Source organism: Mycolicibacterium psychrotolerans, from assembly GCF_010729305.1.
GTDB lineage: Bacteria > Actinomycetota > Actinomycetes > Mycobacteriales > Mycobacteriaceae > Mycobacterium > Mycobacterium psychrotolerans.
Window position 1 is genome coordinate 4,705,567 of record NZ_AP022574.1, and the last position, 11,808, is coordinate 4,717,374.

Genomic DNA, 11,808 nt, shown 5'->3' on the forward strand with positions numbered 1-11,808 from the left:
CTCGAGCACGAAAACCTCTACCCGAAAACCACATCCACCAGAAAGGGCTCGAATTGTCCACGTTCCAGGGGCTTCCCGTTCACATCCTGCTCGTCCACTTCATCGTGGTGCTCGCGCCGGCGACCGCCGTCCTGGCGATCGTGTGCGCACTGTGGCCGACCGCACGGCGACACCTCACGTGGCTGGTCGTCCTGCTCGCCGCGGCGACCACCGTCCTGACGCCGGTGACGACCGAAGCCGGCGAGTGGCTGGAACAGCGCACTCAACCCACGGCACTGCTGCGGACCCACACCGAGCTCGGCGACACCATGCTCTACTTCTCGCTGGGCCTGCTCGTCGCCGCGGCGCTCCTGGCGTTCATCCATCTCCGCGAGAACCGCAACCAACCGCTCAAGCCGATGCTCAAATGGGCCGTCGTCGGCATCGTCGTCGTCGCAGCCGTCGCCACCTCGGCCCAGGTGTACCGGATCGGCGACTCCGGGGCGCGCTCCGCGTGGGAGGACAGGGTCGCGGCGACGACCGCCCCGTGAGGACGAGACGGGCCTACTTCCTGCGCTGGCTCTCGGCGTACTCCTCGGGCCGGTTCTTCTTCATCCACGCCCGCACCGCGGGCTCGGTCATCGCTAGAAGTCCCAGTCCTCGTCTTCGGTGTTGACCGCCTTGCCGATCACGTAGCTCGAACCCGAGCCGGAGAAGAAGTCGTGGTTCTCGTCGGCGTTGGGGCTCAGGGCCGACAGGATCGCCGGATTCACGTCGGTCTCGTCGCGCGGGAACAGCGCTTCGTAACCGAGATTCATCAGCGCCTTGTTGGCGTTGTAGCGCAGGAACTTCTTGACGTCCTCGGTGAGACCGACCTCGTCGTAGAGGTCCTGGGTGTACTCCACCTCGTTGTCGTAGAGCTCGAACAGCAGCTCGTAGGTGTAGTCCTTGAGCTCCTGGCGGGTGGCGTCGTCGGTCAGGGCCAGCCCGCGCTGGAACTTGTAGCCGATGTAGTAGCCGTGCACGGCCTCGTCACGGATGATCAATCGGATCATGTCCGCGGTGTTTGTCAGCTTGGCCCGGCTGCTCCAGTACATCGGCAGGTAGAAGCCGGAGTAGAACAGGAAGCTCTCCAGCAGCGTGGAGGCCACCTTGCGCTTGAGCGGCTCGTCGCCCTTGTAGTACTGCATCACGATCTCGGCCTTGCGCTGCAGGTTCGGGTTCTCCTCCGACCAGCGGAACGCGTCGTCGATGTCGGCGGTCGAGCACAGCGTGGAGAAGATGTTGCTGTAGCTGCGCGCGTGCACCGACTCCATGAACGCGATGTTGGTGTACACCGCCTCCTCGTGCGGGGTCAGCGCGTCGGGGATCAGGCTGACGGCGCCCACGGTGCCCTGGATGGTGTCGAGCAGGGTCAGGCCGGTGAAGACCCGCATCGTCAGCTGCTTCTCGTGCGCGGTCAGCGTGTTCCACGACGGGATGTCGTTGGAGACCGGCACCTTCTCGGGCAGCCAGAAATTGCCGGTGAGGCGTTCCCACACCTCGGCGTCCTTCTCGTCCTGCAGGCGGTTCCAGTTGATCGCAGAGACGCGGTCGATCAGCTTCATTCCCTCGGACACCAGGACCCCATTTCGCCGGATTTTCACCTGTGTCAGCTGTTCTACAGGCCGCCACCGACACTACAACTTGTTGGGTGCGAAAACGGGTGACGACGCCACATCTTGTGGTGGCGTGTCGCGTCAGTCGCCCCCGGCGGTGTCCACGATCCGCTCCGCGATGTCGCGCACCTTGGTGTTCGATTCCTGGGAGAGTTTCGTCAGCAGAGTGAACGCCCCGACGGGGTTGAGCGAGAAACGCTCCATCAGCACGCCCTTGGCCTGCCCGATCAGGTCGCGGCTCGCGAGCGCGGACTGGAACTGGGTGACCCGGTCGGCGGCGATCAGCGCGGTCGCCGCGTGGGTGGCCAGCATCGCGCCCAGCGCGCGGTCCTCGACGCCGAAGTCGCGGTACGTCCGGCTGTAGAGGTTCAGTGCCCCGCGACCCGAGACGTCGGGGCGATGAGTGGGATGCGAGTAAAGCTGGAAGGACATCATGCTCCGCACGCCGGATTCGAGGGCCGCAGCGGCGAAGCGTGGCCAGCGTTCATCGGAGGCCAAATCGGGACACAACACCGTGGCGTCGTCGACGGCGGCAGTCAGACACGGCCCCTCGTCATAGGTCAGCTGCGCCGAATCGAGTTCGACGGCCAGAGCATCGGTCGCGGCCATTGACCGGTAGCCGTCGACGTCGACCAGAAGGACATCGGCGAAGTCGACGCCCTCGATGAGTTCCACCGCGGTCGTCGTGACGTGCTCCAAGATCGTCGAGATGTCGGTCGGCATTGCGAAATCCGCAGCCAACCGGGCCATCACGATGCGGATGTCGTCGTCCGCGCCCCGTTGGTCCACGTCTCCCTTGCCTCCCTTACCTCCCTTGCCTCCCTTGGTACTACCCAATTCACGAGCATACGACGCGGCGTCGCTCAGGCTCCGATGTGCGGCGGCTCCGGTAACTCACTGGGCGCCGCGAGCAGCCCACTGGACCCGATGCTCGCGGGGTCGCGGTCGAACGCCGCCACGATCGCCTGCGCGTGGGCGGTGACGGTGCTCTGGTGCGCTCGTGCCATCCGGTGCAGGGCCAGCCGCGCGTGGCCCGGTTCGAGGCCGAGGGCCTGGGCGATGATGCCGGTGGCGCTCGCGATCGCCACCGTCCCCTGCAGGAGCGTGTCGATGGTCTCCCAGGCGTCGCTTCGTCTGCGATCGACCTGAGGGGCGATGGACACCGCAATCGCGGTCAAGTTGGCCAGTACCTGGCCGAAGTCGTTGGGCCGCTCGTTGCCCCACGGGTCGTCGGTGTGCACCACCAAGGCACCCAAGGACACTCCCATCACGACGACGGGGAAGGCGCGCATGCCGCGCATCCCGGCTTCCCGTGCCGCCCGGCGGTAGGCCGGCCACCGCCTGTCTGCGGCATCGGCGAGGTCAGCGATCATCGTGACGGCACCCTCGCGGGCACTGACGAGCCCCGGACCCGCCGACACGAAGCTCAGGTCATGGTCGGTGGGCGTTCTGAGCGCTTCGGCGACGACGTGGGCTTCGCTGTCGTCGGCCTCGCCATCGTGGTTCAGCAGCACAACAGCGGCCGAACTCGCGTCGAAACCGTCGCGCGCGTCGTGAACCACCGTGTCCAACACGGTGGGCAGGTCGAAACGACCGGTGAGCGTCCTGGTCAGCTCACCGATCGCCAGTCGGTCGCGGGCTGCATTCATCGATCGGCCTTTCGCGTTCACCGGCGTCCGTCCCGTGGGTCCGTGCGGTGGCCCTCGCCGTTCGATCCGGCGAAGGAAAGCCGTCGCGCCACCACGTCCGCTGCGACGGCGACGATGGACCGCTTGGCAGCATAAGCGTGCGCACGCAGCCGATCGAGGGCCTCCGCGGTCGTCACGTTCAACTGCACCGCCACCATGCCCGCGGCGATGTGGACCTGCGTGCGGGTGAACGGATTCGAGGCCAAAGGCGTTGCGCCGCCGAGGTCGACCGCGTCGATGGCCGCCTCCTGGGTCGAGCTGCGCTCGAGGTGTTCCCGCCAGTTCGACTCGAGGGCCGTCTGCAGCGACTGGGCACACAAGTGTGCCGCGCGCTCCTCCCGGTCGCCGATGGCACCGCTGGTGCGCCGGTAGAGCTCCAGCACACCCATCGGCCGCTCGTACCCGGGCACTGGGAACGCGAACAGCGCCTCGACGCCGATCTCGGCGACTTCGGTGGCGAACGCCGGCCAGCGCGACTGAAAGTCGTTGTCCAACACAGCGGGACAGAGCACAGCCCCGCCCAGCCGGTAGGCGTCCACACACGGACCCTCCCCCAGGGTGAACTGGAGCTCGTCGATCTGCTGAGACACGGCATCCGTCGCGTGGACCAGTTCCCGGACGCTCGTCGGGGTCAGCACCGCCAGCGCGGCACCGTCCATCCCGGTCAGCCGGGCCGCCGTCTCGCAGATCGCCCCCACACCGACGAACAGGCCACCGCTGCCGGTGTGCCACGGATCGTTGGCGGCAGGCACTCCGGCGCGGGAGTCGCCGGCCGGCGACCTGCGCCGCGAAGGGTCGTCCTGCGACGGACCGCTCATCGTGTGCTCCCGCCTGCCGCCTGCCCCGTCACCGTCCACGGTAGGCCATTCGCTCAGCGCCGCGTCGTGGCCGGCGCCGACCGTCGGGTCAGCACCCACACGGTGGCCAGCGTGAGCCCGACCGTGAGCACGGCCAGCGCGCCGATGCTGTGGGCGGCTCCGCCGGTGAAGGTGTCGCGGTAGGCGGCCATCGCCGGCACGGTCGCGGTGTACCGGTCCAGATCGAGGTGACGGCCCAGCGCCTCGAAGGCGTGACGGTTGGACAGTGCGGCGCTGATCAGCCGGCCGGGAGCGGCCATGGCATCGACGGGAACGATCGCCCCGCCGAAGAGGACCTGCGGGAAGCACAGCATCGGCAGGGCGAGGGCGGCCTGCGCTGCGGTGGAGACGGCGGCCGAGGCCAGCAGGCCGAGCGCCAGCGCTGACGTCGCCTCGAGCACCATCGTCAGGAACAGCAGGGTGTACACATGCCAGCCGGCGTCGGGCAGCCTGCCGAGCAGGCGCAGCACCCCGAGGAGCACAGCGCACACGGCGGCCAGCACCGGAAGCAGCGTCGCCACCTTCGACAACACATAGGCACCGACCCGCAGGCCGGACACTCGCTCTCGCCGGAAGATCGCCATCTCCCCGACGATCTGCAGCAGACCGTAGGTGAGTCCGAAGAAGAAGCCGTCGAAGGCGATCCAGAACACGATCTGCGCCGGGGCGCCGCCTGCGGCGGTGCGGATGTCGAACGCGTCGCGCGTGAACAGCGTCGCCATCATCGCGGTGACCAGGATCGGCGAGCCGACCAGAATCGCCAGCGTCAGACGGTTGTGCAGCAGGATGTCGACGTTGCGCCGGGTCAGCAGCGACCACTGCCGAAGTACACCGACGCGCCTGAGGTCCGTTGGTGCGACAGGCGTCACCGGCGGCTCGGTCGCCGCGGGCGCGACCCCTCGCTGCGCGAACCGCCGGGCCCAGACTGCCGGGGTGTCCTCCGCGGCGAGCCGCTCGTACACCTGGGCGAGGTCCGCCACGCCGAAGTGCCGCCGGGCCTCTGCCGGGGTACCGACGAAAGCGAGGTGGCCGTCCCGAGCGAGAAAGACGACGCGGTCGCACATGTCGATGCTGGCCGGTTCGTGCGTCGTCACGACGGTGGTGACACCACGCTCGGTCAGTCCGCGCAGCAGGTGCATGACGTCCACGGACGTCGACGGGTCGAGTCCCGACGTCGGCTCGTCGAGGAAGAACAGCCGCGGCCGGGTGAGCAGTTCGACGGCGATGCTGGCCCGCTTGCGCTGTCCGCCGGACAACAGGCGCACCGGCACGTCGGCTCTGCCGGTCAGATCGAGTTCCGCCATGGTCTGTTCCACCACGCGGTCCGCCTCGTCGGCGGTCGTCCCGGCCGGCAGCCGCAGCTGGGCCGCATAGCGCAGCGTGCGCCGCAACGGCATCTCGAGATGGATGATGTCGTCCTGCGGGACGTATCCGACGCCGTCCTCACCGCAGGCGCCCGGCGCGGAACCGTCGAACCGGATCTGCCCGGCCGACGGTCGCCGCTGTCCGGCCAGGATCTCCAGCAGCGTGGTCTTGCCTGCCCCGCTGCCCCCGGCGATGGCGAGCAGTTCGCCAGGCTCCACGGTCAATGACAGCTCCGCGAGGATCTGCCGTCCGCCGGCCCGGCAGATGACGTCGACGGCGTCGATCCGCCCGCCCCGTCGTGTCTGAAGGTGTAATGCGTTGTCGGTCATGAGGAAACCCCTTCGTGAGTGTGACCTTCGTGTCCTCTCGATCCTCGACCGGGCGAAGGGCGATCACATGGGGCATATGCCTCAACTCTGCTGCCGCCTCCAGATGACAGCGAAAATAGTTGTCCAGCAGGGCAATACGAAGCCGTCGCTCAGCGTCGGTGTGTGCCCTCGGCGACGAACGGGGCGAGACCACGGTCGATCGCCGCGAGACTGGCCTGCGTGCGGTTGTTCACGTTCAGTTTCGCGTACACCCGCTCGACGTGGTTACGCGCCGTCTTCTCGGCGATGTGCAGTTCGGCCGCGATCTCGCGGTTCGACCGGCCCTGCGCCACGAGCCGCAGTACGTCCACCTCCCGCGGGGTGAGGCTCCCGTCGCGCGACGTGCGCCGCGGCGCCCGGTGTCCGGCCACCGCCAGGACAGCCTCGACGGAATCGGCGTCGAGGCGTCCGGCCCGGGCGTGTTCCCGCAACGTCTGAGCGGCGCCAGGCCCGTCGAGCGCGGGACGGTCGCGGTGCGGCTCGAGCAGCTGGTGGTAGGCGACCGACGCCGCGAGCAGGCGGTCGGCGGCCGACAGCTCCGCGCCGACAAGCCCACGGGGGAAGCCGGATCCGTCGATGCGCTCCTCGCCCTTGGTCGCGATGGACACCACCGACTCGAGACCGCCGACCCTGCTGAGGATCCGTCCGGTCAGATACGGATAGAGGCGCAACCGTTCGGACTCGGCCGTACTGAGTGGACCCTTCTTGTTCCAGATGTGATTCGACACGCCGAGCCGGCCCAGCCCGTGCACCAGGCCGGCCCGGTACAGACGTGACACGTCGACCGACGGCATGCGCAAACGTCGGGCGGCGCCGGCGGCCAGGTCGGCGACTGCCCGCGAATACCCGGCCGAGCAAGGACATTTGAGATCGACGAAATCGGCGACGGCGCGCAGCATGTCGTCGGCCTCGCCGGCATCCAGAGTGCGGTGTCGGTCGGGCGCCTGTGCCAGCGCGGCGGTCCAGACGTCGATGTCGAGGAGCCCGTCGACGATCACCGCGGCATCACGGACGAAGACGTCGGCCACCTCTGGGCTGAATTGGGTTCCGCGCCGCGACCTCACGACCTCGACGGCACGCGACACGCCCCCCGTCCGCAGATGCACCTCGGCCACGTCGGCCAGCCTGACGATCTGGATCTCTCGCGGAATCTCCTGCCCCTCAACGCCATTGGGCATTCCACGGCCGTCCCACCGTTCGAAGATGTACGCCAGGGCGCGTCCGACCCCGGGGTCGAGACCCATCCGATCCGACAGCACCCCGGCAGAAGTGCAGTGCGAGTTGATCAGCTCGCCGACCTGGTGGCGGGCCGTCATGAGGAAGGCGGCTGCGCGGACGCTGCGCTCCCAGCCCGGTGAGCCCCGGCCGACGTGGCTGAGCATCAGGCGCAGGAACGGCAGTCCGGCCATGTCCACGCCGTAGGTGTCTGCACGGAAGGCGATGTCGTCCCCGAACAGCGCCGCCAACTCGTGGGAGTCGGCATGGCAACCGATCCAGCCGACGAGGTTGGCGTAGTAGACGGTGGCGCGGCGCTCGGCGTCGAGTCCCATGCGCTCGGCGATCCGGGTGGCGATCAGAGAGGACCGCAGCATGTGTTCCATCGGTTGGCCGAGCCCGAGGTCGATCGCCAGGGATATCGCGGCCAGCAGCTCGGCCCTGCGCAGTCCCCTGTCCGAGTCGTTACCCGACGGGTGCACGTGCTCATTGTGCACCCCGACGTGCACCGGAAGGTGCTTCCAGCGGCGATTGCCGGACTTCGGGCGGTCGTGGAGGGTCGACACGCTCCCGATCGTGCCGTCGCGACAGCCGGTCGGCATGGGGCGGATGCCCCATGTGTGCCACCGCCCCCGACGCGATCATCAGGTGATGAACACGCTCATCGCGGCCCCCACCACCTCCTCGACCGCGCGGGAGAACCCCTGGGACGCGGTGCTCACCGACGGTCACGCATCGTTGGTGCGGGCCCGTCGGCTGTTTCGCTACCTGCCGTCGGAGCCCCGATGCAAGCTGTGCAACAACCCGTTCGGCGGTGTGGCCGGCCGTGTCCTGTCCGTCGCCGGCTTCCGCCCCTCGCGCAAGAACCCCAACCTCTGCAGCCGCTGCTGCGACGCACTGCCGGGCGGCGGCGCCGAAGTCGACGTCGCGGTGCTGTTCGCCGACGTGCGGGGTTCGACAGCGTTGGGTCGCCGCGGGGCCGCAACAGACTTCGCGTCACTGCTCAACAGGTTCTACGGCGCCGCGACGCACAGCCTCCTCCGTCATGACGCGGTGATCGACAAGCTGATCGGCGACGAGGTGATGGCGTTCTTCGTCCGGGGGATCAGCGGTCCGCACTACCGCGAGCGGGCGGTGCGAGCCGGACTCGACCTGCTCGCCGCGGTCGGCGACGACGGCGACGGTGAGCCGTGGCTGCAGGTGGGCGTGGCGGTCAACGCGGGAACCGCGTTCGTCGGGAACGTCGGCGAGCAGGTCGTCGACTTCACCGCGCTCGGCGACACCGTCAACGTCTGCGCCCGGATGCAGGGCCATGCGGCCGGCGGCGAACTGCTGGTGGCTTCGGGAGTGGCCGACGACCTGGTGGGGCACGCGCAGCGGCGCACGCTGCGGCTGCGTGATCGGCCACAGCCGCTCGACGCCTTCGTGCTGGGGGCCGGTGGATCGCCGGCGCTCAGGCCACCTGCTCGCGCCGCGTCACGCCCTCGTGCAGCGGCAGGTCCGGATCGATACGGATGCCCAGCACCTCGCACGTGCCGTTGATCGAGCCCATCATGATCGTGGTGAGGTAGTCGACGAATCGCTCCGTGGGCAGCCGCCGCGGGGTGTCCTGCTTGGAGCCCAGCCACCAGTCGGTGGCCGAAGCGGCAGCCCCGAACGTCGCGAACGCGGCCAGCTCGAAGGCCGCCCCGTCGAGTTCCATCTCGCGCAGCTCGTTGCTGAACATGTCCGCCATCGCCAGCGTGATGTCCCTGCCCTCGTTGACGGCGCGGATCGTCGACTCCGTCTGCTCGGCGAACCGGCCCTGCATCAGGAAACGCACCACGTTCGGGTGCTCGTCGACCAGACGAACGTACTGCTCGACGGCGCGACGGATGATGGTGTGCGCCGGGTCGGTCGAGATGTCGATCGACGGAAAGATGGCCGACCACAGCATGTCCCGCATGCGCTGACCGATCGCCTGGAACAGGTCGGACTTGTCGGTGAAGTGCCGGTAGATCTTGGGCTTGGCGGTGCCGGCCTCCTCCGCGATCTCACGCAGCGAGACCTCGGGACCCTGCTGGTCGATGGCGCGGTACGCGGCGTCGACGATCTCAGACCGCACCTTCTTGCGGTGTTCGCGCCAGCGCTCACTGCGGGCGTCCACCTTGACGCCCGACTCGTCGGCAGCACGTGCCCTCGACCCTCGTCGCACCCGGCCACTGTACCCGCTCAGGGGCGGCTGACCTGCCCAGACCGCGCCGCCCCGGCTGTGGGACCAACTGGTGACGTCATCTCGGCCGCCGCGATGCGTGCAGGGACTTTCGGTACTATCTCGTGCGACAGCCGCGCAACGAGACGAGAGATATGACGCAGCGATACGACCTGGTCATCGCAGGCGGGGGGCCGTCGGGATCGGCAGCCGCATGGCAGGCCGCCCAGACCGGCGCAAAAGTGGTGGTCCTGGACAAGGCACAGTTCCCGCGGGCCAAGCCGTGCGGTGACGGACTGACCGCACGCGCGGTCAGCTACCTGCAGAAGATGGGGCTGGCCGACGAGGTCGCCACCTTCCACCGCGTCAACCGGGTGACGGTGTTCAGCCCCAGCCGATGGGAGCTGTCGTTCCCGAAGCGGCCGGGCATGCCCGATCACGGCCACACGGTCAGCCGTGAGCACCTCGACACGCTGCTGCTCAAGCACGCCGAGTCCGCAGGCGCCGAGGTCCGTCAGGGCGCCGAGGTGGCCGGACCCGAGCTCGACGCCAACGGCCGGGTGATCGGCGTGGTGCTCAAGGGCGGCGAGAAGGTCTACGGGGACGCGGTGATCGCGGCCGACGGCGCCTACTCCCCCATCAAGCGCGCGCTCAAGATCGACTCGGAGTACAACGGCTACTCGGCCATCGCGATCCGCTCGGAGATGCCGGCCAATCGTGCGGACTCCGACAGTCTCGACATCTACCTGAAGCTGCAGTTCCAGGGCGACCAGCTGCCCGGCTACGGGTGGGTGTTCCCCATGGGTCAGGGCGTGTTCAACATCGGCCTTGGCTACGTGAACAGCTACAAGAACTGGCAGTCGATCAACGCCACCCAGTTCCTCGGCGACTTCCTGCGCACGCTGCCGCGTGAGTGGGACCTGCCGCCCATCGAGGAGCTGAAGAAGAACAAGAGCGTGCGCGCCTGGCGGCTGCCGATGGGCTTCACCGCCTGGCCGGCCTGGCGCCCGGGCGTGCTGTTCACCGGCGACTCGCTCGGAGCGGGCAAGCCGGCGTCGGGCGCGGGGATCTCCAAGGCGCTGGAGTCCGGCTTGGCCGCCGGGGAGTGCGCGATCGCCGCGCTGACCAACGGCGGACCCGACGACTTCACCAACTACGGCCAGCGCATGGAGGCCGCATGGGGCCGGGAGTACAAGCGCGGCAGGTACTTCCACAAGCTGGCCGGCATTCCGGCGGTCGCCAACACGGGCATCAAGCTGATCGACAACGCCCATTTCCGCGACCGGATGCTCAAGTCGCTGTACAAGAAGGCCCAGGGCCCGCAGCACACCTACTGAGGACCACCCCGCCGCATCGTCGGCGCCCCGCCGGGTGTGGATCGAAAGTCCACACCCGGCGGTGTGGTCTCCGCTCTTCGCCTAGCCTGACCGGCATGTCGCCACTGGGCAGCACCGCTGCGGAGCACCTGGCCGCACTCGGCACGGTGACGATCGAGCCCGGGCTGTCCGAGGCCGAGCTCACCGGCATCGAGCGGCAGTTCGGCTTCGAGTTCGCCGACGATCATCGGGCGTTCCTCGCCGCCGGGCTACCGGTCGGCGGCACCTGGCCGAACTGGCGCGGCGACGGTCGCAGAAATCTCGCCACGCGGCTGCAACTGCCGATCGACGGCGTCCTGTTCGCCGTGGAATGGCGCGGGGTCTGGGACGACGGCTGGGGACCGCGGCCGGCCCGGATGCGCGACGCGCTCCGCACGGCGAAGTACCGGCTGGACCGCGTGCCCCGCATGGTCCCCGTGTGCTCCCATCACTATCTGCCCGCCGGATCGCCGGCACACCCGGTGCTGTCGATCTACCAGACCGACATCAGCGTCTGCGCTGCGGACCTGCTGGACTACGTCGATCTGGGGCAGCGACGCCCCGATGCGCGGGCGGTCGCGGCGTCGACCGTGGCGTTCTGGTCGGACCACATCAGCTGACCTGTCGGCGTCTGGGGGTAGACCTGAGCCCATGGAGCAACGCATCAGCCTGATCACCCTCGGTGTCGACGATCTCGCCCGTGCTCGCCGCTTCTACGAGGAGGGCCTCGGCTGGCAGCCCCGGGATGCACCCGAGGGCGTCGTGTTCTATCAACTGCCGGGCATCGCGCTGGCGCTGTTCGGGCGCGGGGACCTCGCCGAGGATGCCCGCCACCCGGTCGACGGCCGCTTCAGCGGCATCACGATCGCGATCAACCAGCGTTCCGAGGCCGACGTCGACGCCGTCCTGGCGCAGGCCGCCGATGCGGGCGCGACCATCCTCAAACCGGCCGAGCGAGTGTTCTGGGGGGGCTATTCGGGCTACTTCGCCGACCCGGACGGTCATGTGTGGGAGGTGGCGTTGAATCCGCAGTGGACGATCAACGAGGACGGCACGCTGACGATCTGAGTGCCTGGTGTGCGAGCAGATCGCGATTCGGGCCCGCAGGTCGATCTGGTCGCACACCAGAGGA

At 68.7% G+C, this 11,808-nt stretch carries 12 protein-coding genes; 5 read left to right on the forward strand and 7 right to left on the reverse strand.

The genetic code is table 11. The annotated features are described in order from the left end of the window. The first annotated feature begins 53 nt into the window (after positions 1-53). Positions 54-530 (forward strand): DUF2231 domain-containing protein, encoded by a 477-nt coding sequence (locus G6N45_RS22895; protein WP_057147608.1) that lies wholly within the window; start codon positions 54-56, stop codon positions 528-530. A 93-nt stretch (positions 531-623) separates the two neighbouring features. Here the strand turns inward: G6N45_RS22895 and nrdF are convergent, their stop codons facing one another. The 6 genes from nrdF to G6N45_RS22925 form a co-directional block, all read right to left on the reverse strand. Continuing rightward, on the reverse strand, positions 624-1,586 hold the full coding sequence (gene nrdF, locus G6N45_RS22900) for a class 1b ribonucleoside-diphosphate reductase subunit beta (protein WP_043407313.1): 963 nt from the start codon (positions 1,584-1,586) through the stop codon (positions 624-626). A gap of 132 nt (positions 1,587-1,718) precedes the next feature. Continuing rightward, positions 1,719-2,426, reverse strand: a complete 708-nt coding sequence (locus tag G6N45_RS22905) for a GAF and ANTAR domain-containing protein (RefSeq protein WP_246228768.1) — start codon at positions 2,424-2,426, stop codon at positions 1,719-1,721. A gap of 74 nt (positions 2,427-2,500) precedes the next feature. Then, entirely contained in the window at positions 2,501-3,286 is a 786-nt protein-coding gene (locus tag G6N45_RS22910; protein ID WP_163725134.1) for a GAF domain-containing protein, read from the reverse strand. A gap of 17 nt (positions 3,287-3,303) precedes the next feature. Further along, complete coding sequence (locus G6N45_RS22915; protein ID WP_163725137.1) at positions 3,304-4,242, reverse strand: GAF domain-containing protein; 939 nt, start codon at positions 4,240-4,242, stop codon at positions 3,304-3,306. Beyond that, the gene (locus G6N45_RS22920) at positions 4,197-5,876 is read right to left on the reverse strand and encodes an ATP-binding cassette domain-containing protein (RefSeq protein WP_163725139.1); all 1,680 of its coding nucleotides are present in this window, start codon (positions 5,874-5,876) and stop codon (positions 4,197-4,199) included. The genes G6N45_RS22915 and G6N45_RS22920 overlap by 46 nt, the downstream gene beginning before the upstream one ends. A 149-nt stretch (positions 5,877-6,025) precedes the next feature. Further along, positions 6,026-7,516, reverse strand: a complete 1,491-nt coding sequence (locus G6N45_RS22925) for an HD domain-containing phosphohydrolase (protein ID WP_246229171.1) — start codon at positions 7,514-7,516, stop codon at positions 6,026-6,028. A gap of 265 nt (positions 7,517-7,781) precedes the next feature. Between G6N45_RS22925 and G6N45_RS22930 the strand changes: the two genes are divergently transcribed. Beyond that, positions 7,782-8,672, forward strand: a complete 891-nt coding sequence (locus G6N45_RS22930; RefSeq protein ID WP_163725145.1) for an adenylate/guanylate cyclase domain-containing protein — start codon at positions 7,782-7,784, stop codon at positions 8,670-8,672. Here G6N45_RS22930 and G6N45_RS22935 read toward each other — a convergent pair. After that, the gene (locus G6N45_RS22935; RefSeq protein WP_163725149.1) at positions 8,584-9,324 is read right to left on the reverse strand and encodes a TetR/AcrR family transcriptional regulator; all 741 of its coding nucleotides are present in this window, start codon (positions 9,322-9,324) and stop codon (positions 8,584-8,586) included. The two genes, G6N45_RS22930 and G6N45_RS22935, sit on opposite strands and share 89 nt — an antisense overlap. A 152-nt stretch (positions 9,325-9,476) precedes the next feature. Between G6N45_RS22935 and G6N45_RS22940 the strand changes: the two genes are divergently transcribed. The 3 genes from G6N45_RS22940 to G6N45_RS22950 all read left to right on the forward strand — a co-directional run bounded on the left by G6N45_RS22940 (position 9,477) and on the right by G6N45_RS22950 (position 11,744). Then, complete coding sequence (locus G6N45_RS22940; RefSeq protein WP_163725152.1) at positions 9,477-10,658, forward strand: geranylgeranyl reductase family protein; 1,182 nt, start codon at positions 9,477-9,479, stop codon at positions 10,656-10,658. 95 nt (positions 10,659-10,753) lie between these two features. Further along, positions 10,754-11,296, forward strand: coding sequence for a hypothetical protein (locus G6N45_RS22945; RefSeq protein WP_163725155.1), 543 nt, complete (start codon positions 10,754-10,756; stop codon positions 11,294-11,296). Between the two features lie 31 nt (positions 11,297-11,327). Next, positions 11,328-11,744 carry a VOC family protein gene (locus G6N45_RS22950; protein WP_163725158.1) on the forward strand — a complete coding sequence of 139 codons (417 nt, stop codon included), beginning with the start codon at positions 11,328-11,330 and terminating at the stop codon, positions 11,742-11,744. Positions 11,745-11,808 lie beyond the last annotated feature (64 nt).

What these genes read in the sequence shown, in the direction of transcription:
- nrdF (WP_043407313.1), bottom strand. Translation starts at nt 1,586, where the DNA reads ATGAAGCTGATCGACCGCGTCTCTGCGATCAACTGGAACCGCCTGCAG.
- G6N45_RS22910 (WP_163725134.1), bottom strand. Translation starts at nt 3,286, where the DNA reads ATGAATGCAGCCCGCGACCGACTGGCGATCGGTGAGCTGACCAGGACG.
- G6N45_RS22920 (WP_163725139.1), bottom strand. Translation starts at nt 5,876, where the DNA reads ATGACCGACAACGCATTACACCTTCAGACACGACGGGGCGGGCGGATC.
- G6N45_RS22925 (WP_246229171.1), bottom strand. Translation starts at nt 7,516, where the DNA reads ATGGAACACATGCTGCGGTCCTCTCTGATCGCCACCCGGATCGCCGAG.
- G6N45_RS22930 (WP_163725145.1), top strand. Translation starts at nt 7,782, where the DNA reads ATGAACACGCTCATCGCGGCCCCCACCACCTCCTCGACCGCGCGGGAG.
- G6N45_RS22940 (WP_163725152.1), top strand. Translation starts at nt 9,477, where the DNA reads ATGACGCAGCGATACGACCTGGTCATCGCAGGCGGGGGGCCGTCGGGA.
- G6N45_RS22945 (WP_163725155.1), top strand. Translation starts at nt 10,754, where the DNA reads ATGTCGCCACTGGGCAGCACCGCTGCGGAGCACCTGGCCGCACTCGGC.
- G6N45_RS22950 (WP_163725158.1), top strand. Translation starts at nt 11,328, where the DNA reads ATGGAGCAACGCATCAGCCTGATCACCCTCGGTGTCGACGATCTCGCC.